This window comes from Falsiroseomonas sp. E2-1-a20 (assembly GCF_051433195.1).
Classification (GTDB): Bacteria; Pseudomonadota; Alphaproteobacteria; order Acetobacterales; family Acetobacteraceae; genus Falsiroseomonas.
Window position 1 is genome coordinate 1 of the sequence record NZ_JBHMFT010000046.1, and the last position, 24,024, is coordinate 24,024.

General features: G+C 67.7%; 24 protein-coding genes and 4 pseudogenes. 21 read left to right on the top strand and 7 right to left on the bottom strand.

Annotated elements, in window-relative coordinates:
* Positions 1-429: pseudogene (locus ACFHPP_RS26875) on the top strand (IS66 family transposase); the annotation flags it as partial.
* Between the two features lie 486 nt (positions 430-915).
* On the opposite strand, the gene ACFHPP_RS26880 reads toward ACFHPP_RS26875, so the two are convergent.
* Positions 916-1,605, bottom strand: a complete 690-nt coding sequence (locus ACFHPP_RS26880) for a GntR family transcriptional regulator (protein ID WP_437166320.1) — start codon at positions 1,603-1,605, stop codon at positions 916-918.
* 224 nt (positions 1,606-1,829) lie between these two features.
* Between ACFHPP_RS26880 and ACFHPP_RS26885 the strand changes: the two genes are divergently transcribed.
* From ACFHPP_RS26885 to ACFHPP_RS26900, 4 genes are read left to right on the top strand one after another with little or no spacing between them, the layout of a single operon-like run.
* The gene (locus ACFHPP_RS26885) at positions 1,830-2,828 is read left to right on the top strand and encodes a Bug family tripartite tricarboxylate transporter substrate binding protein (RefSeq protein ID WP_437166321.1); all 999 of its coding nucleotides are present in this window, start codon (positions 1,830-1,832) and stop codon (positions 2,826-2,828) included.
* Complete coding sequence (locus ACFHPP_RS26890) at positions 2,825-3,712, top strand: amidohydrolase family protein (RefSeq protein WP_437166322.1); 888 nt, start codon at positions 2,825-2,827, stop codon at positions 3,710-3,712. Before ACFHPP_RS26885 ends, ACFHPP_RS26890 begins: the two co-directional genes overlap by 4 nt.
* Positions 3,637-4,749 (top strand): NAD(P)-dependent oxidoreductase, encoded by a 1,113-nt coding sequence (locus ACFHPP_RS26895; protein WP_437166323.1) that lies wholly within the window; start codon positions 3,637-3,639, stop codon positions 4,747-4,749. The genes ACFHPP_RS26890 and ACFHPP_RS26895 overlap by 76 nt, the downstream gene beginning before the upstream one ends.
* Positions 4,746-5,729 (top strand): Bug family tripartite tricarboxylate transporter substrate binding protein, encoded by a 984-nt coding sequence (locus ACFHPP_RS26900; RefSeq protein ID WP_437166324.1) that lies wholly within the window; start codon positions 4,746-4,748, stop codon positions 5,727-5,729. Before ACFHPP_RS26895 ends, ACFHPP_RS26900 begins: the two co-directional genes overlap by 4 nt.
* A gap of 214 nt (positions 5,730-5,943) precedes the next feature.
* Here ACFHPP_RS26900 and ACFHPP_RS26905 read toward each other — a convergent pair.
* Positions 5,944-6,767 (bottom strand): annotated as a pseudogene (locus ACFHPP_RS26905) (transposase); the annotation flags it as partial.
* 111 nt (positions 6,768-6,878) lie between these two features.
* On the opposite strand from ACFHPP_RS26905, the gene ACFHPP_RS26910 reads away from it, so the two are divergent.
* Positions 6,879-8,885, top strand: a complete 2,007-nt coding sequence (locus ACFHPP_RS26910; RefSeq protein WP_437166325.1) for an HIRAN domain-containing protein — start codon at positions 6,879-6,881, stop codon at positions 8,883-8,885.
* Here ACFHPP_RS26910 and ACFHPP_RS26915 read toward each other — a convergent pair.
* Positions 8,767-9,579, bottom strand: a complete 813-nt coding sequence (locus tag ACFHPP_RS26915; protein ID WP_437166326.1) for a hypothetical protein — start codon at positions 9,577-9,579, stop codon at positions 8,767-8,769. The two genes, ACFHPP_RS26910 and ACFHPP_RS26915, sit on opposite strands and share 119 nt — an antisense overlap.
* 87 nt (positions 9,580-9,666) lie before the next feature.
* Here ACFHPP_RS26915 and ACFHPP_RS26920 point away from each other — a divergent pair, with 87 nt between their 5' ends.
* The 6 genes from ACFHPP_RS26920 to ACFHPP_RS26945 all read left to right on the top strand — a co-directional run bounded on the left by ACFHPP_RS26920 (position 9,667) and on the right by ACFHPP_RS26945 (position 13,963).
* Complete coding sequence (locus ACFHPP_RS26920; RefSeq protein ID WP_437166327.1) at positions 9,667-10,098, top strand: DUF3489 domain-containing protein; 432 nt, start codon at positions 9,667-9,669, stop codon at positions 10,096-10,098.
* Between the two features lie 146 nt (positions 10,099-10,244).
* Entirely contained in the window at positions 10,245-10,445 is a 201-nt protein-coding gene (locus ACFHPP_RS26925; RefSeq protein WP_437166328.1) for a hypothetical protein, read from the top strand.
* A 213-nt stretch (positions 10,446-10,658) separates the two neighbouring features.
* On the top strand, positions 10,659-10,880 hold the full coding sequence (locus ACFHPP_RS26930) for a hypothetical protein (protein ID WP_437166329.1): 222 nt from the start codon (positions 10,659-10,661) through the stop codon (positions 10,878-10,880).
* Positions 10,877-11,482, top strand: coding sequence for an NAD(P)-dependent oxidoreductase (locus ACFHPP_RS26935; protein ID WP_437166330.1), 606 nt, complete (start codon positions 10,877-10,879; stop codon positions 11,480-11,482). Before ACFHPP_RS26930 ends, ACFHPP_RS26935 begins: the two co-directional genes overlap by 4 nt.
* Positions 11,483-11,681: 199 nt before the next feature.
* Positions 11,682-11,834 carry a hypothetical protein gene (locus ACFHPP_RS26940; protein WP_437166331.1) on the top strand — a complete coding sequence of 51 codons (153 nt, stop codon included), beginning with the start codon at positions 11,682-11,684 and terminating at the stop codon, positions 11,832-11,834.
* 29 nt (positions 11,835-11,863) lie between these two features.
* The gene (locus ACFHPP_RS26945; protein ID WP_437166332.1) at positions 11,864-13,963 is read left to right on the top strand and encodes a tape measure protein; all 2,100 of its coding nucleotides are present in this window, start codon (positions 11,864-11,866) and stop codon (positions 13,961-13,963) included.
* 762 nt (positions 13,964-14,725) lie between these two features.
* On the opposite strand, the gene ACFHPP_RS26950 is transcribed toward ACFHPP_RS26945, so the two are convergent.
* The gene (locus ACFHPP_RS26950) at positions 14,726-15,202 is read right to left on the bottom strand and encodes a hypothetical protein (RefSeq protein ID WP_437166333.1); all 477 of its coding nucleotides are present in this window, start codon (positions 15,200-15,202) and stop codon (positions 14,726-14,728) included.
* Between the two features lie 120 nt (positions 15,203-15,322).
* On the opposite strand from ACFHPP_RS26950, the gene ACFHPP_RS26955 reads away from it, so the two are divergent.
* Complete coding sequence (locus ACFHPP_RS26955) at positions 15,323-16,009, top strand: hypothetical protein (protein ID WP_437166334.1); 687 nt, start codon at positions 15,323-15,325, stop codon at positions 16,007-16,009.
* A gap of 210 nt (positions 16,010-16,219) precedes the next feature.
* Here the strand turns inward: ACFHPP_RS26955 and ACFHPP_RS26960 are convergent, their stop codons facing one another.
* Together ACFHPP_RS26960 and ACFHPP_RS26965 are read right to left on the bottom strand one after the other, a co-directional pair.
* Positions 16,220-17,011: a glycine betaine ABC transporter substrate-binding protein gene (locus ACFHPP_RS26960; RefSeq protein ID WP_437166335.1), complete on the bottom strand. Its 792-nt coding sequence runs from the start codon at positions 17,009-17,011 to the stop codon at positions 16,220-16,222.
* Positions 17,012-17,853: 842 nt separating this feature from the next.
* Positions 17,854-18,237 (bottom strand): annotated as a pseudogene (locus tag ACFHPP_RS26965) (transposase); the annotation flags it as partial.
* Positions 18,238-18,512: 275 nt separating this feature from the next.
* Here ACFHPP_RS26965 and ACFHPP_RS26970 point away from each other — a divergent pair.
* The 6 genes and pseudogenes from ACFHPP_RS26970 to ACFHPP_RS26995 form a co-directional block, all read left to right on the top strand.
* Positions 18,513-18,980: pseudogene (locus ACFHPP_RS26970) on the top strand (AAA family ATPase); the annotation flags it as partial.
* Between the two features lie 238 nt (positions 18,981-19,218).
* Positions 19,219-19,734 carry a hypothetical protein gene (locus ACFHPP_RS26975; protein WP_437166343.1) on the top strand — a complete coding sequence of 172 codons (516 nt, stop codon included), beginning with the start codon at positions 19,219-19,221 and terminating at the stop codon, positions 19,732-19,734.
* 379 nt (positions 19,735-20,113) lie between these two features.
* The gene (locus ACFHPP_RS26980; protein ID WP_437166336.1) at positions 20,114-20,557 is read left to right on the top strand and encodes a hypothetical protein; all 444 of its coding nucleotides are present in this window, start codon (positions 20,114-20,116) and stop codon (positions 20,555-20,557) included.
* A gap of 54 nt (positions 20,558-20,611) precedes the next feature.
* Positions 20,612-20,842 carry a hypothetical protein gene (locus tag ACFHPP_RS26985; RefSeq protein WP_437166337.1) on the top strand — a complete coding sequence of 77 codons (231 nt, stop codon included), beginning with the start codon at positions 20,612-20,614 and terminating at the stop codon, positions 20,840-20,842.
* Entirely contained in the window at positions 20,832-21,212 is a 381-nt protein-coding gene (locus ACFHPP_RS26990) for a hypothetical protein (RefSeq protein WP_437166338.1), read from the top strand. Before ACFHPP_RS26985 ends, ACFHPP_RS26990 begins: the two co-directional genes overlap by 11 nt.
* Positions 21,213-21,604: 392 nt before the next feature.
* Positions 21,605-21,904, top strand: a complete 300-nt coding sequence (locus tag ACFHPP_RS26995; protein ID WP_437166339.1) for a hypothetical protein — start codon at positions 21,605-21,607, stop codon at positions 21,902-21,904.
* Between the two features lie 98 nt (positions 21,905-22,002).
* Here ACFHPP_RS26995 and ACFHPP_RS27000 read toward each other — a convergent pair whose 3' ends face one another.
* Complete coding sequence (locus ACFHPP_RS27000) at positions 22,003-22,428, bottom strand: c-type cytochrome (RefSeq protein WP_437166340.1); 426 nt, start codon at positions 22,426-22,428, stop codon at positions 22,003-22,005.
* A 303-nt stretch (positions 22,429-22,731) separates the two neighbouring features.
* Between ACFHPP_RS27000 and ACFHPP_RS27005 the strand changes: the two genes are divergently transcribed.
* Together ACFHPP_RS27005 and ACFHPP_RS27010 are read left to right on the top strand one after the other, a co-directional pair.
* Positions 22,732-23,358, top strand: coding sequence for a ParB/Srx family N-terminal domain-containing protein (locus ACFHPP_RS27005; RefSeq protein WP_437166341.1), 627 nt, complete (start codon positions 22,732-22,734; stop codon positions 23,356-23,358).
* Between the two features lie 157 nt (positions 23,359-23,515).
* Positions 23,516-24,024, top strand: a 509-nt coding sequence (locus ACFHPP_RS27010; protein ID WP_437166342.1) for a ParB/Srx family N-terminal domain-containing protein, incomplete at its 3' end; no start/stop codon positions are given.

The following is a 24,024-nucleotide window of genomic DNA, read 5'->3' on the forward strand; positions in this document are numbered from 1 at the left end:
CTGGTGCGGTTCCTGGACGACGGCCGGATCGAGCTCGACAACAACACCGTCGAGCGCGCCATCCGGCCGATCTGCCTCCGCCGCAAGAACGCGCTGTTCGCCTCCGGCGACGTCGGCGGGGCAAGATGGGCGGCCGTGGCCTCTCTGGTCGAGACCTGTAAGCTCAACAGCGTCGATCCGCAGCGCTACTTCACCGACGTGCTCAACGTCCGCGAGAACATCGCCGGCGACGTGCTGGCCTCAATCACGACCATGCAGTGGAACGGGCCGGCCAAGAGCTGGAACGCTGGCGCGCCGATGGATGATGCCAACACCAATCGGCGGCAGAGGATCCGCGTGGGCCCATCCGTGGCCTACGCCCAGGTGGGCGTGATCGGATTTGACGGGCCGATCGACCTGCAATCGCTGCGGCTCTACGGGCTGCCGGAGGCGGCGGCGACGCTGTCGGTGGGGGTGGCAAAGCGGCGGGTGCCGTGACGTCCTTCCCGATGGACATCCACCCAGGCAGGGAGGGAGCGCGCCGCGCAACAGCGCGCCCCCTCCGCCGCTTTTCACGGCATACTGGGCGACATCGGGCCGGCCCTATGGCGGCCGGCCTGGTGGGCTCCGACCGGTTCGCCGCCATCCCCACCATCGCCATCGGTCTGCCTCTCGTGCAGCGTCTCCGGCGGTCCCCGCGCTTTTGGGGGCCGGGTCCCCAAGTGCATCTGCATTACGATAGCACCATCACCGGTGGCTTGGCGCCAGCGAAAACGGTCAGTCTGTCGCTGCCGGCGGGGACGCGGACACCGACGGCGGTGTTCTACTCGAGAAACTTACAGTAATCGATTTGTCCATCGGGGTCAGATAGAATTCTGCATCCGTTGTGTCACACCCTTTGGAGCGCCGGCTGGGAGTGCTCCCAATTAGTCGCTGTTAATCTGCCGAATCGCGCCGGTCATTCGCCCCACGCGCGAGCGCGATACCTCGCAGTGCGACAGGCATACCCGTAAAGACATGACGATCCATCGCCTCCGCTGCTTCAACGACGCGGTCTGCCTCGAGCAGCCTGATGATGTCGTCGTGCTGTTCTGCCGCCGGGCTCGTCGGCAGCGATCGGCGCAGCAGAGCTTGCCTCATGGGCTCCGCCATTTCGTAGACTACGTCGAGGGCGCGGCCGAGTGGTTCGTTCGGCGCGTGGCTGCGCAGCACGGCATGAAAGGCGGTGTTGGCTTCGATGTAGCGCTCAACGTCACCGGCCGCTCGATGCGTCTTCACGGTAGCATTGGCCGCGCGCAACTCAGCAATCAGATTTTGCGTGACGCGGCCGAGCAGGCCCAGGACGACCTGCTTTTCTAGCAACGCGCGAACCTGATAGATCTGCTGGATTTCCGTCGCGCTCGCCTCCCGGACGCGAAAGCCGTGGCGCGGTTCGTGGGTGACGAGGCCGCGGCGTTCCAGCAGTCGCAGCGCCTCGCGGATCGGCGCGCGAGAACAGCCATACTCGATCTGGAGGGCCTGTTCGCGCAGCGGCACGCCGGCGGGGAGACGCCCTGCTATAATGGCGCGCCGCATCTGTTCCATCAGGTGGTAGGGAAGAGGCTTCGGAAGTGGGTCTTGGTTCATACCGCCTTCCTGGTGCGCAAATCGCATGGCTGTGAAGGACCTTTCCCTTACCATCTTGGGACCATGCGACGATGCAGGGACTTAGCAGGCACGAGACCAATTGTCGACAAACGACAAAATTTGCTGTAGGGCCAGAGTGGCACTCCGCCTTGCCACGTCCGGGCAGGGCAGGAAGATCAACAAAGGTACGGCCACGTCGAAGGGCCGTCGTAGGGGAAACGCAAATGAAAGTGCATCGGCGCGCGCTGACGGCTATCGCCATGGGATCGGTTGGGCTCGGTGGCTGGCTGCTCAAGCCTGGTCAGGCGCGGGCGGCAGGTTTCCCTGACCAGGCTGTACGCATCATCCTGCCGTTCGCCCCCGGCGGAAACTCAGACATCGTCGCGCGGCTCATCGCGCCCGTCATGACCGAGCGGCTTGGCCAACCGGTGGTGGTCGAGAATCGCGGGGGCGCCGGCGGCAGCATCGGCGCAGCTGCGGCGGCCCGGTCGCGTGCCGATGGCTACACGGTGCTGTTTGGCTCTAGCGGACCGCTTTCCGTGAACCCGGCCGTCCAGTCAAACCTGCCCTATGACGCGGTGCGCGACTTCGCGCCGATCGGGATGCTCGCGCGGACGCCACTGGTGATCGCCGTGACCGCGGGGCTTCCGCCGCAAACACTGGCCGAGTTGATCGCCTACTCGAAGGCCAATCCCGGGCGGGTGACCATCGCCTCGGCGGGAATTGGCAGCTCCACGCATCTGGCTTTGGAGCTTTTCAACGCCGCGTCCGGTGCGGGCATGACACATGTCCCATATCGCAGCGGCGGCGAACTCATTCCGGATCTTGTGGCAGGAAACGTCTCCAGCACCATGACCGAGATCTCCACCGCGATGCCACTGCACCGGGAAGGACGCATCCGCATCCTGGCGGTGGGCTCGTCGGGGCGCTTACCGATTGCGAACGGTGTGCCGACCTTCACTGAGGCTGGGGTTCCAGACTACACAGCAAGCAGCTACACGGCGCTGCTGGTGCCTACCGGAACGCCAAACGACGTCATCACCATTCTGCGTGACGCGATGGCTGCGGCTCTCGCCAATCCCAGAGTGATCGCGCGGCTTCAGGAGATGGGCACTGAAGTCGCCTCGGCCGAGGAGGCCACGCCAGCAGGATTGACCCTGGTATTGGAGCAGGAGTTGGCCAAGGCGAAGCGCGCGGCTGAAATTGCCGGCCTACGGCTGTGACGGGAGGCGCGCAGCTGCGCGCCACCACGCCTTTCTCGGCGGGTGGCCTGCCGGCACTGTTGCAGGCCCCGGCGGGTGCGGCGGATTGCCACTTCCATATTTACGACAGCCGCTTTCCGTACAATCCCACGGCGGCGCTACGACCGGCAGAGGCAACGGTGGCTGATTACCGCAGGCTTCAAGCCCGCATCGGAACGACGCGATGTGTTGTCGTGCAGCCCTCGACCTATGGCACTGATAATCGCTGCCTGCTCGACGCGCTGCGACAGCTGGGCCCGGCGGCGCGTGGCATCGCAGTGGTTGCGCAGGATATCACGGATGAATCGCTGCGTAGTCTGGACCGCCTCGGCGTCCGCGGCATCCGCTTCAATCTGGCCCGCACGGGTGGCACCTCGCCTGCGGATATGGAGGTTCTTGCCCGCCGCGTCGCACCGCTCGGCTGGCATGTCCAGGTCCATACCCTGGGCGATCATTATCCCGACCTGGTGCAGGTGTTGCAAAGCCTGCCTTTGCCGGTGGTGATCGATCATATGGGCCGCCTTCCACAGCCGGCGGGGCTGGACCATCCGGCCTGGCCGGCGCTGCGCCGGCTGGTCGATGGCCGACGCTGCTGGGTGAAGCTGTCCGGCGCCTATCACGACACGAGCACCGGCGCCCCGACATATGAGGATAGCGGCCGCATCGCGCGGGCCTGGATCGACGCAGCACCGGAGCGGATGGTCTGGGGCACTGACTGGCCGCATCCGTCGGCCACGTCCGGCGAAAAGCCTTTGCCCGACGATGCCGAACTGTTCGACAGGCTCGGCGATTGGGCGCCGACCGAGGCGCTGCGCTACGCTATCCTCGTCGCCAACCCTGCGACGCTGTATGGGTTCGCGGCATGACAGTTCAACCGATACGGCTGAACGTCTTTCTGACCCATACGCCGGCGGAGCTGTCACACGCCTTCCCGCCGGCGTCACTCGCTGCATTGCAATCCTGTGCGGAGGCCGTCCTCAACAAGACCGGCCGCATCCTCATCGGCGCCGACCTGGCTGCGGCAGCGGCAGGCTGCGAGGTGATCATTGCGCATCGCGCGACGCCCGGCAGGGCAGAAACCTTCGCTGCGGCGCAGGATCTCGTCGCCTTCATCCGCGCCGCGGTCGATGTCAGCACGGTCGACGTCGATGGCGCTTCCGCGCAGGGCATCCTGGTCACTCGCGGTTCGCCAGGATTCAACGATGCAGTGGCGGAGCTTGGCCTCGGCATGATGATCGACCTGGCGCGGGGCGTGTCGCGGGCCAGTTCGACCTACAAATCGGGCGGCATGCCGGCACCGGAGAGCGGGTTCCAGTTGAACGGAGGCACGCTGGGCATTGTCGGCTATGGGCGGATCGCCCGGCGCCTGGCCGCCACCGCGCGCAGCATCGGCATGACAGTTCTGGCCCATGATCCGCATGCAGTGATCAACGATCCGGGTGTCGAGGCGGTGCCCTTCTCGGCGCTGCTGGAGGCATCTGATTTCGTCGTCTGCCTCGCCGCATCGACGCTGGAGAGCAAGGGCCTCTTCAACCAGCACGCCTTCCGCGCCATGAAGCTCGGCTCGATCTTCATCAACCTCTCCCGTGGCGAGTTGGTGGATGAGGTGGCACTCGAGGCTGCGCTCGATCAAGGGCAATTGCGCGGGGCCGGCCTCGATGTTGGCAGCGCGGAGGATCAGAGGCCGCTTCCACGCCTGGCCCGTCGTGCCGATGTCGTCGCGACGCCGCATATCGGCGGCGTCACGAGAGAGGCTCGAGCGCATCAGTCCATGGATGCGGTGCGGCAAGTCATTGCGCTCAGTGCTGGCCGCATACCCGACGGCGCCATCAACCCGGACACGGCGCATCGCCTGGCTCGGCTGAGGCCGCACGTGGACCAGTCGGAAGGAACCCGAACATGACCATGAGCAGACGCAAAATCCTTGGGGGCATGGCTGCCATGGCCAGCATTCCTGGATTTTCTGCGCAGGCGCGGGATACCCGGCCCTGGCCAACACGGCCGATCAGGATGATCATTGCCTTCGCGCCCGGCGGCTTCACAGACATTTCCGGACGGGTCATCGCGCGGGCGCTGTCAGCCGAGCTCGGGCAGACGGTGGTGGTGGAAAACCGAGCCGGCGCGGCCGGGCTGATCGGCACCGAGGCCGCGGCGCAGGCGGCACCGGATGGCCATACGATCCTGCTTGGGACGATCAGCACTCATGCCATCAATGTCGGGCTGTATCGCACCTTGCCCTATGATCCACTGCGCAGCTTCACCGCAGTCTCAGGCGTCTCCAGCGGTCATCTCGTGCTGGTCGTGCATCCTTCGGTCCGGGCGAACAGTGTTGCGGAACTCGTTGCTCTGGCACGCGCACAGACGGGCCGGCTGACCTATGGATCTGGCGGCAACGGCACGACCAGCCACCTTTCCGGCGAGTTGTTCAAATCCCTGGCGCGAGTGGACATGCTGCATGTGCCGTTCCGGAGCCCGGCGCCCGCGGCTTCCGCGCTGTTGGGCGGCCAGATCGACGTGATGTTCGACACGGTCCCCTCCGCCCTGCCGCATATCCGCGCAGGCAATCTGCGCGCCCTTGGCGTCAGCGCGGCACAACCGATACCGAACCTGCCCGGCGTTCTGCCCATCGCCGCAACGGTCTCCGGTTTCGATGCCAGCACCTGGGTGGGGTTTTTCGCCCCGGCCGGCACACCCGGGAACATTGTCGCGCGCCTCAACGAAGCGACGCAGAATGTGCTCGGAGACGCTGCGATCCGGTCGCGGCTGAACGAACTCGGCGTGGAGCCGTTCATCGCGGGACCGGCAGAGCTTGCGACGTTTCAGCGCGCCGAAATCGAGAAATGGGTAGGTGTGATCCGGCGCGCGGGCATCACTGCGGATTAGACCTTCCCTGGGACGAGCCGCAACGCCAAGGGGTCAGGGACTGCTTGTACCGAGTCGCACCTCCTCCGCCAGCTCTCATACGAGCCGTGCCCTCCGGCTGACCGGACGCCGCGCTGAGTGGCAGGTTTCCTGGGGTTTGCGTGTCCGTCGTCGGATGCTTTGAGACAGCGTAGGCGGCTGGCTAGCGGAGGTTCTGGCGCATCGTGATTCGAGGTTAGGCGGCGTGTTGCTGGTGGATCAAGCGGCGTTGTTGGATGGCTTGCCGCTTGATGCGCTCACGGTCGAGCAGGATGGTCTGGCCGCGGCCGAAGTAGACATCGGCCGGGGTGAGATTGCGCAGGCTCTCGTGGTAGCGCTGATGGTTGTAGTGGTTGACGAAGGCCTCGACCTGCGTCTCGAGGGCGCCCGGCAGGTAGTAGTCCTCCAGCAGAATGCGGTTCTTCAGGGTTTGGTGCCAGCGCTCGATCTTGCCCTGGGTTTGCGGATGGCAGGGCACGCCGCGGATATGACCCATGGCGTTGTTGGCGAGCCATTCGGCAAGATCACCTGCGATGTAGCAGGGCCCGTTGTCGGGCAGCAGGCGCGGTCGGTGCCGCACGCGGGCCTGGGTGCAGCCTGAGGCGGTGAGCGCCATCGCCGGCGTCGCGGTGACGTCGCTGGCGGCCATGCCGGTGCAGAGCTTCCAGGCGATGACGTAGCGCGAGAAGTCGTCGAGCACGGTGGAGAGGTAGAACCAGCCCCAGCCGATGAGCTCGAGGTAGGTGAAGTCGGTCTGCCACAGCTGGTTGGGCGCGGTGGTCTTGGTGTGGAACTCCTCGGCCGCCTTGACCACGACGAAAGCCGGGTTGGTGATCAGGTCGTGCTCCTTGCGCAGGCGATAGACCGAGGCTTCGGAGACGAAGTAGCGCTGCTGCTCGGTGAAGCGCACGGCGAGTTCGCGTGATGAAAATTCCGGCTCGGCCAGCGCCAGGTCGATGATTTGTCGCGTGTCTGGTCCGGGATGCGATTCCACACGCGATCCGGCCGCGAAGGCCGGTCACCTCCCGCAGGGTGAAGAACTGATCGCCATCGGAGTTCTTCTCGCCCATCTTCAGGACCTGGTCGGCGTGGCTCTTCCCGCTGATTCGCGCCCATTGCATCATCGCAAGCATGCCCCGCCGCCGTGACATTCTGAGCGCCGTTTCGGCCCTGGCGGCGCGGGTGGGGGCCGTTGCGCCGGCGCCACCGACCCCGGCGATGGTGGCAGCCCCTTTGGCCGCCACCGCGAAGCGGGCACCGTTGTCCCTCGGGGAGGCTTCGGTCGTCGGTACACGGTACCACGCCGCCGCTCGCGTCGCCGCGCGGTTGCAGGCCGGGCAGGCCCTGCTGCTGCGGCGCGAACCGGCGAATACGCGGGATCCCTGGGCCGTCGCCATCCACACGCCGGAGGGTGACCGGCTTGGCTACCTGCCCCGGGGCGAGAACCGCCGCATCGCCGAGATCCTGGACGCTGGTGGTCGGATCGAGGCGGAGATGCTGGACGGCCACCCGTTCGAGGCCACGCCCGGCAATTGGCGGATCGCCGCCCGCCTGTCGCTGGTGGATGCCGGGCCCGTGGCAGCCAGCCCGGCCGACGCGCTGGACCAGGTGGCGAATCTGCTCCAGGCACAGCCGCTCATGGCGGAGCGCTTCGGCGGACCCGACACGGGCGGGCGCGCCGTGATGCTGACCGGTCCGTGCGCCGGCTGGCAGCGGACCAAGGAAGCCGAGTGGGTGCCGCCGGGTGCCCTGCCGTTGCCCTCCTGGCAGGTCGTCGCGCAGGACTATTGTCTGGTCGGCGGCGAGGCGGCCCGCATCCAGACAGCCCGCGCCCTGGCGGAGGCCAAGCGGCTCGGGATCGCCATGCCAGGGGTGGAGCCCGCAACATCGTCCCCCACCCCCGCTGCGCTGGCCAAGCCGGCGGAGCGGCCGAGGCCGCTGTTACGCGGTTGGCTGCCGGCGCCTGGCCGCAGCCTCGAAGCGGCGAAGGACGCGCTGCGGTACCTCAAGCTGCGCCAGGCGCGCGACGACCCGCGCGGCCCGAACACCGTGCTGGTCCTGGACCGGCATGACCGTGCGGTGGGACCACTGCCGCGGCAGGCGGGTGAGATCATCTCCCGCCTGATCGGAGAAGGCTATGAGGTCGCGATCTTCGCCCGCGTCCCCGGCCCGCAGGCAACGGCCGAAGGCCATGTCAGCGTGCCCTACGAGATTTGCCTGCGCGGCGATGACCCTCCGCATATCGCGCGGAACAGGGCAGAGCTTCTGCTGCACCTCGCCCGCGTGGTGCCGGAGGCCTGGGATGTGGAGCGCCGGTTCGGAACGTCGCCGCCCGGTCTGCTCTGGCGCTTCCTGGAGCGCGCATCGCCGATCGCCCACCGGAATGGGGGACGGCTGACGGTCGCCCAGGCGGAGGAGATCCTCGCCTGGGCGACGCCAGCACCAGAGGCGGACCACGACCCGGCCAGCACCCAGGTGCCCGAGCCGCGACGTCCTGCGCGCACCCGCGAGGGTATCGGCGATGCGCTGTCACCCAAGCGGCGGGGGCGCGGAATGCCGCTGCCGCAGCGCCTGCGGATGGTGGCGATCAGGCTGGAGGCCGGGTTGCACGAGACCCCGCAGCGCTTTGTCCCGGTCGCGGCCTATGTCGCGGGTCTGGGCATGCGCGCGAAGCGGCGCTTCATGCAGTCGCTGATCATCGAGACCTTGGTTGAGGCGGCGCTGGACCCGGACTGCCCGGAGGCGGTCTGCCGTCTCTTGATGGAGGCGCGTGATCTCGCGAGGCCGGACAGCCGTGACCGCACGGCGAGGCGTCGCGCCCTGCTCGAGGCAATAAAGGCGGCCGCCCCGCCGCTACGACGGCGGCGGAGCATCCATTGCCATGGTGCCATCACCACGGATCGGCGGCTGCTGTTCCTCCGCGCCATTCTCACCGAGCGCGAGGACCAGGCTTTCGGCGTGGCGACGCTGCGATGGGCAATCGCCTACGCCATGGCCGACTACGACCGCGATCACTTCGTCATGCAGGGCGTCCATCTCGGGCGCCGCGTGCGGCGATTGGCGGATTGGGTGGAAGAGGAGATGGCGACCAACGCCGGTCTCGCTGTCGAGCCCATTCGATGGGGAACGGCTCCATGAGCGCCGGCAGGGTCATTGGCTCCGGCTGCTGACCATTCAGGATCGCGTCCACGATATCTGGCGCCAGCAGCGTCAGCCGCAGAAGGCGGGAGACGTTGGACGAGTTGATCTTCTCGGCCGCCGCCAGTTCATTGATCGTGCCGTAGCGGCCCGTCTCCACCTGACGCCGCCACCGGAACGCCCAGGCCAGCGCCTTCACCAGCGTCGTGTCCGCAGCCGAGGCGCCGCGGCTCGCCATGCCGCCCGGCATCAGGACCAGCTTCCGCCCGCCCCGCTGCTTCCGAACCGACAGCGGCACCCGGACGGTCAGCATCTGCGCCGCGCCGGTCACGCTGCTGCCCTCGCCTTGTTCGGCTGGCGCCGCCAGATCCCGGGCCAGGCTCGCCAGCCCCTCCAGCATCAGCCGCACGTCGGCGCCGCCCACCCCGATGTCCACGCGATCGACCAGCAGGCGGATGATGCGCGCCTGCTCCGCGGGGAAGCGTTCATCCCACAGCGGGTCGAGCCGCTCCAGCGCCAGCCGGGCCTCGTCTTTCGTCATGTCCGGCGCCGACACCCGTGCCGCACGCCGGGCGCCCAGCACCACCTCCGGCTGGCGCAGCAGCCCCCGAACCTGCGCAATAACGGCGCCCTGGATCTCCGCGGCGGAAATGCGCGTGATGGCAGGGCCGTCGGCCGCACTGCCCTTCAGCACCGACTGGCTGACATAGTAGCGGTACTGCTGACCGCGGCGCCCCCTTGCATGGGTGGTCGGTGCCGGCGGGGGGCAGCTTTGGGTTTGGTGGCGCGTGTCAGCCGCAGCGCCACGCCGCGCACCAGCCTGCGCGACGCTGCCGCGGCGGTGCTCGCCGCCTGGGATGACGAGGCCGACCACGAGGGCGACATGATCGGCGCCCTCGACGCGCCGATGGAGGCCCTGCGCACCCTGCTCGCCGGCAAGCCCGCACGCGTCGCGCGCAAGGCCGGCGCGCCGCGCAAGCCGCGCGAGGGCACGAAGCAGGAGCAGGTGCTGGCGATGCTCCGCCGCCCCGAGGGGACAACGGTGGCGCAGATCGCCGAGGCGACGGGCTGGGCGCAGCACACGGTCCGAGGCTTCTTCGCCGGGCTGAAGAAGAAGGGCCACGCGGTCGAGGTGCTGGAGCGGATCCGCCAGGTCGGCCCGAACAAGACGGGCGCGAAGGGCTCCTTCACCATCTACGCCCTGGCGGAGTGAGGCATCTCAGCCACGAGTTCGAACATCATCGGGAGCGCCGGGGATCATCCAGATCCCCGGCGCCTTATCGAGTTGGCTGCGCTCCGACACAGCGCGAATCGTCCGTCGCGCGCAGGGCACGCCGCCCCGCCGAGACGGAGACGACGATGAGCACCACCATCCTCCCGCATGAGACCGCCGAAGGCCCGCAGGGTCGCGCTGCCTGGCGGCAGCTTCTCGCCACCGCGCCACGCAGCACCGACAGCGTGGACCGCGCGACCATCCAGGTCTGGACCGCAAGCGACGGGCGCGGGATCTTCGCCACTGTGGACTACGCCACCTGGCAGACCGAGAAGGAGGAGGGCTGATGCCCTCCGAACGCCGCTGGATCATCCTCGCGCAGGACGGCCGCCACGTGACGATGGGCCGCGCCGCGCCGCCCAGCGAGGCAGAAGCCGAGGCCGCCGCCGCGGCGCTCGCCGGACAGGGGCTGGCGGGATGGCTCGCCACGCTGGACGGGAACTATTGGTCGCGGCGCCGCGCCCTTCCTCGACACGGTGACGGTCGCCGGCCAAGCCGTGGTGCCTGTGGACCTGATCAACATCGGCCACTGGCTGCGACTGCTGCTCGGCGCGCCCACCACCACCGGCACGACGAACTACATCCACACCTTCGGCTCGGGCGCGGCCTGGCTGCCCAGCAACGCAATGGAGATCGGTTATCCGGACGTGCCCAGCTTCGCCGTCTGCACCGGCGTGCGCGCCGACACGCTGGAGAGGACTTCACTCCCACTGGCGCGGTGACCGCCACCTTCGGGCTGATGGGCCACGGCTCGGTGCGCACCGGCGCCACGTCAGGCGGCACGCCGACCAGTGCGGCCTACACGGACTTCAACAAGGCGCAGGGCAGCATCACCCGCAGCGGTTCGGCGCTGGCGCAGGCCTTTGGGATGCGCGTCGTGGGGGTGCGGCGCAACCGCGGTGATGCGAGCCCACCGGGCGTCGAGCTCCGCGCACCAGAGGAACTCATGCGCGTTGCCGCCGAGGCGGACGTGCTCGCCCTGACCTGCCCGCTCACACCCGAGACGGAGGGGCTGGTCAGTGCGGAGGTGATCGCCGCGATGCGTCCCGACGCCTTCCTGATCAACGTCGCGCGCGGCCGCGTCGTGGACGAGCCAGCGCTTGTCGAAGCGCTCCGTGCGGGCCGGATCACGTGCGCTGGCCTCGACTGTTTTGTGGAGGAACCGCTGGACCCCGCCTCGCCGCTCTGGGCGATGCCCAATGTGATCGTCACGCCGCACAGCGCTGGCGAGACGCAACACTATGAGCGCAACGTGGTGCGGCTGCTCCTGCGCAACCTGGACGCTTTCGAGCGTGGTGCCTCGCTCGTGAACGCAGTCGTGTAGCCTCCCACATTGTAATTTCGCTCTGCCGAATGCCCTACTGACGAGCCGGTACAGCGCCTCGGTCTTCGGGGAGGGAACGAACTTCCGCGTAGTAGCTGGCTGATCAAGCTACCGCGGAACAGATGCACTACGTGACCTCGTCCGTATGTCCGATCAGGGTCGGAAGCGGGCCGCCGGCACAACCTGCGCCACGGCGACGATGGCTGGCCTCGATCTCGACATGCCGGCCGCACTAGCCACCGCCCGCGAGATGGGCGCCACGGGCTGGGCCGCCGCCGAACTGCTGCTCGCCATGCGCATGGGCCTCGCCGCCGGCAGTGCAGCGCGCCGCACTGATCCCCCCGGACCCTGACCACCGCACCGACGCAGGAGGCGTGACGCATGGCGGATAGCACGCGCCGCGTTTCGGTCCGCCTGTCGCTGGGCGATGCCGCCCGCGTCAAGCAGGAACTGCGCGAGGTCGGCGAGACCGGCCAGTGCAGCCTGGAGCGCATCCAGGGCGGCGCCGATCGCGCCTCCCGCGCGCTCGACTTGCTCGACGTCGCCGTGCGCGGCGTGCAGATCGCAGGTCTCGCCGCAGGGCTGCGTGCCGTGGTCGTGGCGGGCGACGCGCTCACCCAATCCATGGGCCGGCTCAACACCGCGCTGGGTTCGGTGGAACGCGCTGGCGAGATCTACGACCGGCTCTATCGCGACAGCCTCCAGACCGGCGTCGCCGTCCGCGAGAGCGTCGACGCCTTCGCGCGCTTCTCGATTGCCGCCCGCGAGATCGGCGCCACCTCCGACCAGGTCGCCACGCTAGTCGGCGGCCTGCAGCGCATCGCCATCGCGTCCGGCGCCAGCCAGCAGGAGATCGCCTTCAGCACGCAGCAGCTGGTCCAGGCGCTGGCCCGCAAGCTCGGCGTCTCCATCGGCGAGCTCCGAAAACCCGGCTCCGAGGGCAAGCTGACTGCCGACACGGTGTTTCCGGCGCTGCTGCGCGCCGTCGAGCGGCTGAATGGCGAGATCGAGCGCGCCCCGCTCTCTGTCGGCCGCGCGTTCGGCCAGCTCACCGCCGCCGCCGACCAATTCCTCGCCCGGCTCGACCAGGCGATCGGCCTGTCCAACGCCCTGGCTCGTGCGTTGTCCGGTGCCGCCCGCGTGCTCGACGGCGTCAGCCGCGTCTCCGGCCTGCTGCTGCCCTCCGAGCAGGAGGCCGATCGCCGCGCCGAGGCCGAGGCCCTGCGCGCCCAGATCGCCCGGCTCGAGGCGGAGAGCGATGGCCGCGACAGCCTGCGCTCCCAGCCCCGTCGCGGATCGATCCAGGGCGGCTTGGTCGGCACCGCGCAGCAGCAGGCCGGTGTCGATCGTGCCGCCCGGCTAGAGGAACTGCGCCGGCAGTACTCGGAACTCCAGGAGGAGATCACGCGCGGCGAGCAGGCTGCCGGCGAGCGCCAGCGCACCGAGCAGGAGGCCGCGGCTGGCCAGGCCGCCGAGGCCCGCCGCCGTCGCACCGCCGCGGATGCCGAGGAACTGCGCAAGGCGCTGGACGACCGCTTTCGGATCAACAGCGAATACGAGGACCGCGTCCGTCGCCTGCGCGAGGCCGAGGCCGCCGGCGGCATCACCGCCGCCGACCGCACCCGCCTAGAAACCCTCGCGCTGCGGGAACGCGACGAGGCCCTCCGCCGGATCGAGGGCACCACCCGGCGTGTCGCCGCCATTCCGCGCCTCGACCGCGAGGCCGAGCGCGAGATCAACGACATCATCCGCGAGCGCGAGCGGCTGATCCAGAACAACGAGAATGCCCAGGTGCGCTACACCCGGCGCCTGGAAACCCTCGGCCGGCTGGTCGACCGCTCCGAGCGCATCGGCCAGCCCATCCCCGACGAGACCATCTCGCGCGAGGCCAATGCCGCGCTGGAGGAGTTGGAGCGCAGCCAGCAGCGCGTGCAGCAGGCGACGGAGCGCACCAGCAACACCGCACGCGAGCTCGGCCTGACCTTCTCCTCGGCCTTCGAGGACGCGATCATCAAGGGCGAGAGTTTTTCCAAGGTGCTGCAGGGCATCCTGCAGGACATCGCCCGCATCGTCGTCCGCCGCACCATCACCGAGCCGCTGGGCACGGCGGTGACCTCCAGCCTCAGTGGCTTTGACTTCGGCTCGATCTTTTCGGGGATCGGCTCGGCGCTGGGTGGGCTGTTCCGCGCCGAGGGCGGGCCGGTCGCGGGTGGGCAGCCCTACATCGTGGGTGAGCGCGGGCCCGAATGGTTCGTGCCGAACCGCAGCGGCACGGTGCTGCCCAACGGCATGGCCCCCAACGGACTGATGGGGGGCGGGCCGGTGATCAACCGGAGCATCACCATCGATGCGCGCGGCGCCGATGCCGGTGTTGAGGCGCGGCTGCGCGTGCTCTCGGCGCAGATCGTGCGGCAGGCCAGTGCGACGACGCTCGACGCCATCCGCCGCGGCGGCAGCGCCACCTCCATTGTGCGGGGATAGCTGCCTCCGCAGAGAACCAGATCACCGTGCGAGACGCTTGAATTGGTTCACAGGGCTCGAACGCGTGTGCCCGGATACCGGATGACCATCCCGAGTATGAGGGCGGACCTGCACGGCGCCACCTGTTGCGGTGCTCTCGCGCTCCGGTCGACAGCCGCCATCGATCCGAAGACGATACGTGCTGAAATGCTCTGCCTCCTCGATCTTTGGCCAGTTGTTCGGCGACCAGTCGGCCACGTCGAGCCCTCCGACCAGTATCTCGCCTCAAGCCAGTACGGACTGTTCCCACGTCCGGACCCGCCTGTGGTCTCGATGGCACGCTCCATCATTGAGGGGACTCGCATGACAACATCGTCGGTGGAACGCGCCCGAGCCCCTATTCCCACCGCGAGAAGGTTATTGTGGCGATCCATCCTGTGCGCCGCAGGCATGTTGCTTGGCGCAATAGGTCTGCCGCCGAGAATGGAGCGGAGCATCGCTTCGGTGCTGGCCCACTCATTCCGCTCAGTCATGGCTGCGGCAAGTAGTGGCCCCGCGCAGCGCGACAGTTCCGAGACTCCAACGAGATGGCGGTAGGCATCCGCCGGTCCCTGGTCCTGCCCGGGCAGCCGCGATGCCGCGGCTTCGTCGTTGGCGAAGTCGCGCACCTGCGCAGCGATCGCGCGCAGCCGCGCAATCCTGCCCAAGCCCGGGCTGGCATCATCCATAGCGTCATCCTTTCAGGGGGTAGGTTCTGATCGCCGGCGTCAGCCGATCTCGGCCTCAGTGTCGCCAGGTACCGCCATAGGAGGCAGGTCGATGATTGGTGCAGGCACTGGCGCGCGGCCCTTCCTCACCAAACCGGGCCGCCACATCGCACTGACTTTGCGCGATGAACTCGACGTCGAACTGGAAAACCTTCGCCTCGGCACTTTGACCGACGCGGTAGCGGATTTCGGCCTGCTGACGGCCTTCACGTGCCGACATCGTCGCCCCGGACATTGTCCCGCGGTCCGATGCGCTGGGTATCGTGTAGCTCCTACCGGAGGCTTCCTCGCTCAGGCGGACGTTCTCACCGAGACGAAAAGCGACGATCCGGACCTCATCTGGCCGCTCTCCAAAAAAGGAGAAAACCGCAGCCCCATGGTCCGATAGGGAATCCTCGAAAATGGAAACCAGGATGTCCCAGGCAGGGCGCGCGGCCATGGCGAGGATTCCGGCGACGCAGAGGCCAATCAGCAATCGCTTCTGCACCTTCAAGAGACATGGCTCCGCCGGAGACACACGTTTCTATTCCTATTCTGTTCTTTCTGTCCAGAACTCCGTCAGATCCATTTCGCGGGCCTTTTGCAAACTATCCCGCAGCCGATGGAGGCCCGCATGGCGGAATACGCTTGGCCTGCCGTGCTGCGGCCGTCGCGGCTGAGCTTCTACCTGCAGCACAACACGCTGCGTTTCGTCTCCCCCGTCACCCGCGCCACGCAGGTGTTGCGGCGCGAGGGTGCGCGCTGGGTGGCGGAGGCCAGCTTCGAGCCGCTGGGCCGCGTGCAGGCCGGCGTGATGGACGGGCTGCTGGCGGCACTCGCCGGCTCCGCCAACACGGTCCGCATCCGGGACTGGCGGCGCGAGTACCGCACCGGCGATCCGCGCAGCCAGGGCAATGTGCCGACCGGGCCGTACAGCCTCTCGGACACGACCATCTTCCCCGACGGGACCGGGCTGGAGGTGGGCACCGGCAATCCCTCGCTGGCGGCCGGCACGCCCCGCGGCGCGCTGTCCATCGTCACGCAGGGTTGGTGGCCGAGCACCGTGGCGGTCGGCGCCGGTGACTACATCGGCCTCAGCGGCCGGCTCTACATCGCCACCGCCGCGGTCGCCGCCTCCGGCGCCGGCACCGCCACCATCGCCGTCGCGCCGCCGCTGCGCGCCGGGGTGTTGGTGGGCGAGCCGCTGATCCTCTCCCTGCCGAGCGTGCCGATGCGCTTGGTATCGGACGACGAGGCGGCGAACCCGACGCGGCCGGGGCCCTTCGCCGCCGTCACCATCCGCCTGGAGGAGGCGCTTTAGCCATGTCCGCCACCGCACGCCTCACCAGCAGCTCATCCATAGGCACCTCCTTCCGTCAAAAGGAGGTCCAGTTCCTCATGTCGCCACCAGTCCAGTTTTCCATGACGCCTGACACTGGCCGCGCCGAGGCAGGGAGGCGGCATCGGGTGATCCCCTTCGGGCGCCCGGCCAGCTTCGCTGACCGCCGATCATGATCACCGAGAACTGGTATCAGGCGCCGGCAAACCACCGCTCGACGACGGGAGCGGAGGCATCCATCCAGCGTCGCGCAGCGTCCTCCGGTGTGAGGCCGCCGCGCGCGGTGGCCTCATCCATCGCCGCCACGGCCTCAATGCCCAGCGCGATCCGCCCGACGACCGCGCGCGTGCGCGCGGGCCATGATTCCCACGCCTCACGGCGAACGAGCACGACCGCACGATCCGCCCCGCCATAGACACCGAGCGGATCCTCGAGCGGCCGCATGCCGAAGGCGCGGTCCGTCCAGAGTGGCGTCCAGAGCGGCGCGGCGAAGAGACGGCCGGAGGCAAGCCCGCTCTCCATCGCGGCGACCCAGGCCCCGGCATTGCCCACGGTGAGCGACCATCCTGCAGCGCGCAGGCCATAGGCATCGAGCATCGCCTCCGCGCCGAGCGCGCTGCCAGAACCCGGCGCAACGCCCACGATCCGACGCTCGGCCGCCGCCGCCACTTCAGGGCGCGAAAGATCGGCGACGGATCGGATTGTCGGGTCTGTCGAGCCGGGCACGGCCAGGAACAACCGCGCGCCCTCGTAGAGGGTCGCCGCCTCGACGACGGCGGGCGCGACCGGCGCGAAAAGCCGCCCATGCGCATGCGGCAGCCACGCAGCGACAAGCAGGTCCACCTCACCCGCGCCGAGCAGGGGGAAGATCTCGGGATGCCCTCCGGTTCGTCGCGTCACGGAGTGACCGAGGCGGACGAGCACCGCCTCCGTCACCGCCGCCGTCACCGCATGGAATGAAAGGCCGATACGCCCGATCCGCACGGGCGCTGGATTTCCGCGTGCGACGGAGGGCAGCGCTAGCCCCGCGAGAGCGCCCAGGGCAAATCGGCGTTGGATGGGAATCCTCATGTCATCATGCTCCAGAAAGGGACGGGACGGCACAGGGCGCGCCGAAAATGAGCAGCGGCGGCAACGCCGCGGGGGTGCGGTCTGCAAGAGCCCCCCCTGGGGAGAAGGATGCGCCCACCGATCACAGCCGGGTTGGCGCTGATGGAGGCGACGGCGTCTTCGGCAAACCTCCCCGCGTCGCGGTCGCCATGAAGTCCTGGGCCGGTCCGTGCGAATGTTCGGCCCTCTGGATGAAGCCGATTGTGCCGCGCGACACGCGGCAAGTTTCGGCCAGCACCACGCGAGGCCGCAATGTGACGGCAGCAAAGATCGCTATGGTGAGGCGCTGGCTGGCCCGCAGGCCAGGCCGGCTTGCCGGATTGGTCGCTGGCCATGACCCCGCCCACATTGGCAGGGAGACCGGCTGCGAGGCGCCGGCTGAGTTCACTCGGAGCATCGCGACCTCTCCTGTGCGAACGCCATCGCGTCTGGCATCGGCTGCGGCCGGAGAAGCCGGAGGTCCGATGCAGTGTTGCGGTTCTTCTTCTGGCAGGATGAGGATTTTGTCGCGCGGCCGATTTTGCTGCTTCCGCCTCGTTCTTGCGGTCTTTGATGCTGCTCGGCCGACGACATGCCGCCCAGAGCCGTTTCACCGCGAGCGAGCACGGTGAAGCGGCTCAAGTTCGTTGTCTTTATGCATTTTCCGAGTCGCCCTGCGAAGCCGCAAGGCTTGAAAATGCTTCAGGCTCAGGACCTATAATGCGAACTCCCACTGATCAGAACTCATGCGCCCAATCGCGGATGCCGATGGACATGATGTGCCAGGGCTGGTCGACGAGGCGGTTCCAGGCGTGGCAGCAGAGCCCGACGATGTCGTCGTGGTCGCGGAAGACGCGGTTCGACAACCAGTTTTCGCGCATGAACTGCCAAATGTTCTCCATGACATTGAGCTCGGGGCATTTCGGCGGCAGCGGCAGCAGAGTGATGTTCTCCGGCACGGTGACGTCACCGGAAAGATGCCATCCGGCCTGATCGAGCAGCAGCACGGCGTGCTTGCCGGGGCTGACCAATTCGCTGATCTCGGCCAGGTGCAGGTTCATTGTGGCGGTGTTGCAGAAGGGCAGGACCCGGGCCGCGCCCTTGCCCTCCTGCGGGCAGACCCGCTTCCAGGGCGCCAGCGTCGCCATCGGCCACTTCATCCGCCAGGTGCATGAGGGCCGCCTCAAGCCCCGACCAGGGCTGGGCAGCGATCTGCGGCTTTAACGCCGCCTGCCTGCGCCCCACCTGGCCACTGGAACGCCTGAAGGCGGAGGCTGATGCCCTCTGGGCGCTGCATGTCGAGCGCAACGGGCCGCCGCTGCTCCGCGCAGGTGACGCGCCACCAGCCGCTGTTCCCACGCACACCCTGGGCGCGCTGCTCGATGACATCTCGCCGATGCCTCAAGACCTGATCGGGCCGCGCCTGCTTACCCCGGGTGGGATGCTGGTCCTCGGCGGCGCGCCGAAGGTTGGCAAATCCGACTTCCTGATCAGCCTGCTTGTGCATGCCGCCGCCGGCGCCCCGTTCCTGCGCTGCACGGCACCGCGCCCGCTGCGGGTGTTCTATCTCCAGGCGGAGATCCAGTACCACTACCTGCGCGAGCGCCTGCAGCAGCTCCGGCTCGATCGCGCCATCGTGGCACGCGCCCGCGATACCCTTGTCGTGATCCCCAAGCTCCGCATGCTGCTCGATGACCAGGGCGTGCCCCTCGTCACCGCGGCCATCCGCACCGCATTCCCGGATGCGCCGCCGGACATCATCTGCATCGATCCGATCCGCAACCTCTGCGACGGCGGGCCCGCAGGCGAAGGTGAGAACGACAACAGCGCGATGATGTTCTTCCTGCAGGACCGGGTTGAAGCGCTCCGCGACATGGTCGCCCCCGAGGCTGGCATCAAACTCGCCCACCACACGAAGAAGCTTAGCAAGCAGCAGGTGAAGGATGTTCCCTTCCTGGCGCAGTCCGGCGCCAGCGCACTGCGCAGCTTCTACACCTCCGGGATGATCCTGTTCCGCCCGGACGAGGAGCAAACTGGACGCGAGTTGCACATCGAGCTGCGCAACGGGCCCGGCCTTGAGCCGATGCTGGTGGACAAACGTGGTGGCGCCTGGATCGAGCTCGACCCGCAAGGGCGAGCGCCTGGTCAGGAAAGACATCGGGCGCAAGCTCGATGCCAAGCGCACGCGCCGCCACGACGTCATCCTGCATCTGATCGCGGAGGAGGCCGAGGCAGGAAGGCTCTGCACCACCAATGCCTTCGCCTCGAAGTTCGAAAACAATCGCGGCCTTGGCGGCAAGGACACCATCCGCGACCGCATCACAGTCCTGTCGACCAAGGGCTACATCAAGTTTCGCCGCGACGCACGCGATCTGGGCCAGCCCTACACCAGGTCCAAGAACGGCTACCTCGTCGTGAAGGACATGGTGGTCGCCACCGATGAAGAGGTGATCGATGCCGAGACTGGCGAGGTCACACAGGCGACCCTTCCCGTCCTGCCCAGCCATTTTCTCTGCCCGCGAAGCGAGGCCCTGCTGAGGTCGAGAACCCGGAAGTGTGGGTGCTGCACGACCCCGAGGAGGGCGGCGAATGATCCGCTCATATCGCCTTCACAGTGACCGAAACTGCTCCCGAAACTGCACAGTTTCGGAGCGAAACTGCCCCCCTGCCGAAACTGCCAAACTGCTTTCCATCAATCATTGCAAGGAGTTCCTGACAAGAGGCGTTTGGCGTAACGAATCTGCCCAGACTGCTCCCGGAACGGCTTTTCGGTCGATGAAATCAGTATGTTGGAACAATTTGGCAGTTTCGGTTTCTTCTACCCCCCTACGGGGGGTGTGCGTGCGCGTCCCAAAGACGCGCGCACACCACACCCTGGGACCGTTGTTTGGGTCAGAGGACCACCCCCACCAGGGTCATCCCACCCCAAGCCGGGCAGCGACGGCGAGCTCCGCCAAGAACCGCGCCGTCGCCGCCCCCCCCCTCTCGGAGATCACCATGGATCTCGCGACTCTCACCACGCCTGCCCCTGACGCAAGCACCGTCCTGCCCGATCCCACTCTCTACCGGCCGCGCAAGCCGGGCATCCTGGCCCTCGATCTCGGCACAAACACCGGCTGGGCCCTACGCTTCGGGGATGGCGGGACGACCTCCGGCACCATGACCTTCAAGCCCGGCCGTTTCGAAGGCGGCGAAATGCGTTTCCTGCGCTTCACCGGCTGGCTCGTGGAGATCGCCATGCACCCGCACGGTCCACGACGCGTGGTGTTCGAGGAGGTGCGTCGGCACGCTGGCACAAATGCGAGCCACGTTTACGGCGGCCTACGAGGGCGTCCCCGTCGGAACAGTCAAGCGCTGCGCCACCGGCAAGGGCAACGCCGACAAGGCTGCGATGATCGCCGCCATCCGAGCTCGGGGCTTCCTGCCGGCCGACGACAATGAGGCCGATGCCATCGCCCTTCTGCTCTGGGCCACCGACCCCACTGGAGGCCGCGCATGGGCATGCACGGCGCGCCGCGGCCGCCCCGATCCTGCCTCGACCGCGGCACACGCAGCCCGACCAGCGACACCGAGGTCAATGCCATGCGCGCTGCCGCCTGGCACCGCCATGGCGTCGCCGCCCTGCCGGTCGCCGACATCACCGACGACTGGCTGCGCCAGGCCATCACCAACGAAGCCAATCGGCGCTGGGGGCGTCGCAACGGGGTGAACGACCATGGCCGGTAAGCGCAAGGCGAAGCGCGCGATCGAGGATCTGGCGAAGCCCTCGAAGTGGCGGCTGCAGCATGGCGATTTCTCGGAGCCTGTTCGTGAGGCGGATCCTGAAACCGGCACGCCCGTGGCGCACCGCCGCGCCGTGGACACACTGGGGCAGATGCTCCTCAACGGCACCATCACGCCGCAGATGCACGAGGCGGGCTGCATATTCCGCACGCTGTTCCGTTCTGCGGCCCCAGATAGCATCGCCACCACCCAGTTCGTGCGTCTCAGCGGCGTCACGGCAGACACCATGTCGGGCCGGCAAGTCGATGCACGCCGCCGCGTGGCCAAGGCTTTAGATGCGCTGACGTTGATGCCGGCGAAGCCGCGGCGGTGAAGCAGGCGAGCCTTACCCTGGCTGCGTTGAAGGCGTCGCGCGAGGCGGTCGAGCGGGCATCGGCATCGCTCTGAACCACCCTGCTGCGCTGTTACAATTCCCCCCATGGCGGCGCGCAATTCGAGCTGGGTATAGTGGGGACCCGTCGAGAAGGTGCGTCGAGCGCCGCGGCTCCCGAGCCACTCGCCCGCTGATCAGCCACTGTGGCTCTCGAGCCGCAGGGTGTATGCGGGGGGCGGAAGCGCGCAACATCGCTAGCGCCAGGCGGAAAATCTGGGTTGCGATTTGCAGCGTTTCCTCGTCTTCTCAGTTGGTTATCCACAACCTGACATGGGTCGCGGCACTTCAAACCGAAAGCGCGAGATGTCTCTCCCGTTGGTTCTGCTCCCATCATGAGACGCCTCCACGCCCTGTGGCTTGGGAATCTTCCGCTTGAGGTCGCCTTCTGGAAATGGGCGGTAATCGGCGGCTTGGCCGTCAACATCACAACAAGCGTGCTGTTCCTCGTCCTGATAATGCAAAGCCAGCCGCTTGCGGCGGTCTTCGTCGGCTACGCATTGTCCGTGCCCTACAATATCGTCGCCGCAGTCGGCGTCTGGCGTTCTGCCGGGCGATTTTCCGGCCCGCGTCACTGGGCTGATCTCGCGCGTCTTGTGACGACACTCGCCATGGTTACCCTCAGCGTCACCTAACTCCAGGTGTAAAGGAGCAGACAGGTGGTTCAGGCGATGGGATGTTGGACCGTCAGGTGCCTTTGATGGCGCCTGCACTATCCGACTGTGTCAGCGCACTAGCGTTGAAGCTCCGCGACAAAGCCCACCAGTTCGACGATGCGGCCACGGACGTAAGTTTCTCTCCGGACAGCATCGAGGCGGTCCGACGCCTCCAGGGAGAAGACTGCACCCCAGGCTGGCATTTCCGGTGTGCCATGCGCAGCGATTCGCTCTCGCCCATCAACCATCTTCAAGATTCGTTCGAAGGGGAATTCGCCGTTATTGCGCTGCCGCAGTGTGGTCAGGTCTGGCGCCTTGATGCTGAGAAGCTCACGCAAGGGTCCATCACCGCGTCCATCCGCACCGTGGCACTGCGCGCAGGCCAGGCGATAGGCCTCTGCGCCCGGCACGTGTGGACGGGGCTGCGCTGCCGTCTGTCGTGGCAACATCAGAGCAGCCATGACCGCGACGACTGCCAGGGAAACCACCGATCGAGCGGGCATGGCTATTCCTCCCCGTCTCAAACACCTCGCGTACCGATGATGGCACGGTCCGGCCTCGCGCCGACGCCGTTCAAGTTCTGCTTACACACATGTGAACTAGTCGAGCGACACGCCGGACCACGAAGGCTGATGTAGCGGCGCAGGCAGGCGCTTCCGACGAGGGGCTGTTAGGCCGTCAGAGGACTTCGATGACCTGTGCTCGATCCGACTGCGTCAGTGTACTAGATTGCATGATCATCTAATCCCCGCGCCGCGGCGACGTGCCGCGTACTGCGTCCCCACCCAGAATCTCGGATGGTATTGATGACGCTCCCCTGGATGGCGGCGAAGATCCTGCTGCGTCCGGTGGCGGAGCTGCGCCCGCATGCAGGCAACGCCCGCGTGCACAGCGCCGCGCAGCTGGAGCAGATCAAGGCCAGCGTGCTGGCCTTCGGATTCACCAACCCGCTGCTGGTGGATGAGGACGGCGTGCTGATCGCTGACCATGGTCGGCTCGAGGCCGCAACGGCGCTCGGCATCGCCAAGGTGCCGGTGATCGTGCTGCGCCACCTGTCCGCCGCGCAGAAGGAGGCGCTGCGCCTCGCAGACAATCGCATCGCGGAGAACGCGACCTGGGACCAGGCGCTGCTGCGTGATGCGCTGGCCGCGGTGCAGGCGGTGCCGGAAATCGACCTCGACGCGCCCGGCTTCTCGGCGGATGAGCTCGCGGACATCCTCGCGGCGGCGGGAATTGCCGTGTCCGACGGCGACGCACCCGAGGCTCTGTCCGCGGGTGTTCGAGCCCTTCGGCGGCTCGGGCACTACCACTCTCGCCGGCCAGCGCACCGGACGCCGCGTGCGCGCGATCGAGCTCGCGCCGGCCTATGTCGACCTGGCCGTGGCGCGGTGGCGGATGCTGCATCCGGATATGCCGGTGACGCTGGCCGATGACGGGCGCGATTACGACGCCGTTGCCACAGCGAGGCAGGAGGTCACCGCAAATGCAGCCTGACCTCATCGTATCCACGCTGCCCGTGGCGGCGCGGGTCCTGTATGCCGAAATGCGCGCACGCATTCCCCGGCGCAGGTCGCGCAAATCGCTGCCCCCATCGCCGAGTTCGGCTTCGTGAATCCGGTGCTGGTCGATGCCGAGGGCGTGCTGATCGCCGGCCACGGCCGCGTCATGGCGGCGAAGCAGCTCGCGCTCGCCGCCGTGCCGGTGCTGCGGCTCGGCCATCTATCCCCGGCGCAGGCACGCGCTCTGCGGCTGGCCGACAACCAGATCGCGCTGAACTCGGGCTGGGACGAAGCGCTGCTGGCCGCCGAGATCGCCCGCATCCGAGACGAGGCGGTGGTCGACTTGGACGTGCTCGGTTTCTCCGGGATGGAGTTGGACCGGCTGCTGGCGGCCGCAGATGCGGGGCTCGGTGACGATGCCGATGACGCACCGCCGCCGCCCGTGGTGCCATTCACCCGAGCTGGCGACCTCTGGCGGTGCGGCGAGCACCGGCTGCTCTGTGGCGACGCGACGAAGCTGTCGGACGTGCAGCGCGCCCTCGGCGCTGGCCACCTGGCCAGCATGGGCTTCGTCGATCCGCCCTACAATGTGGCCTATAA

Bases quoted from the DNA above. Each gene is read 5' to 3' on its own strand.
- ACFHPP_RS26880 (WP_437166320.1), bottom strand. From the start codon at position 1,605: ATGAACCAAGACCCACTTCCGAAGCCTCTTCCCTACCACCTGATGGAA.
- ACFHPP_RS26885 (WP_437166321.1), top strand. From the start codon at position 1,830: ATGAAAGTGCATCGGCGCGCGCTGACGGCTATCGCCATGGGATCGGTT.
- ACFHPP_RS26900 (WP_437166324.1), top strand. From the start codon at position 4,746: ATGACCATGAGCAGACGCAAAATCCTTGGGGGCATGGCTGCCATGGCC.
- ACFHPP_RS26910 (WP_437166325.1), top strand. From the start codon at position 6,879: ATGCCCCGCCGCCGTGACATTCTGAGCGCCGTTTCGGCCCTGGCGGCG.
- ACFHPP_RS26925 (WP_437166328.1), top strand. From the start codon at position 10,245: ATGAGCACCACCATCCTCCCGCATGAGACCGCCGAAGGCCCGCAGGGT.
- ACFHPP_RS26940 (WP_437166331.1), top strand. From the start codon at position 11,682: ATGGCTGGCCTCGATCTCGACATGCCGGCCGCACTAGCCACCGCCCGC.
- ACFHPP_RS26945 (WP_437166332.1), top strand. From the start codon at position 11,864: ATGGCGGATAGCACGCGCCGCGTTTCGGTCCGCCTGTCGCTGGGCGAT.
- ACFHPP_RS26955 (WP_437166334.1), top strand. From the start codon at position 15,323: ATGGCGGAATACGCTTGGCCTGCCGTGCTGCGGCCGTCGCGGCTGAGC.
- ACFHPP_RS26980 (WP_437166336.1), top strand. From the start codon at position 20,114: ATGGATCTCGCGACTCTCACCACGCCTGCCCCTGACGCAAGCACCGTC.
- ACFHPP_RS26985 (WP_437166337.1), top strand. From the start codon at position 20,612: ATGGGCATGCACGGCGCGCCGCGGCCGCCCCGATCCTGCCTCGACCGC.
- ACFHPP_RS26990 (WP_437166338.1), top strand. From the start codon at position 20,832: ATGGCCGGTAAGCGCAAGGCGAAGCGCGCGATCGAGGATCTGGCGAAG.
- ACFHPP_RS26995 (WP_437166339.1), top strand. From the start codon at position 21,605: ATGAGACGCCTCCACGCCCTGTGGCTTGGGAATCTTCCGCTTGAGGTC.
- ACFHPP_RS27000 (WP_437166340.1), bottom strand. From the start codon at position 22,428: ATGCCCGCTCGATCGGTGGTTTCCCTGGCAGTCGTCGCGGTCATGGCT.
- ACFHPP_RS27005 (WP_437166341.1), top strand. From the start codon at position 22,732: ATGACGCTCCCCTGGATGGCGGCGAAGATCCTGCTGCGTCCGGTGGCG.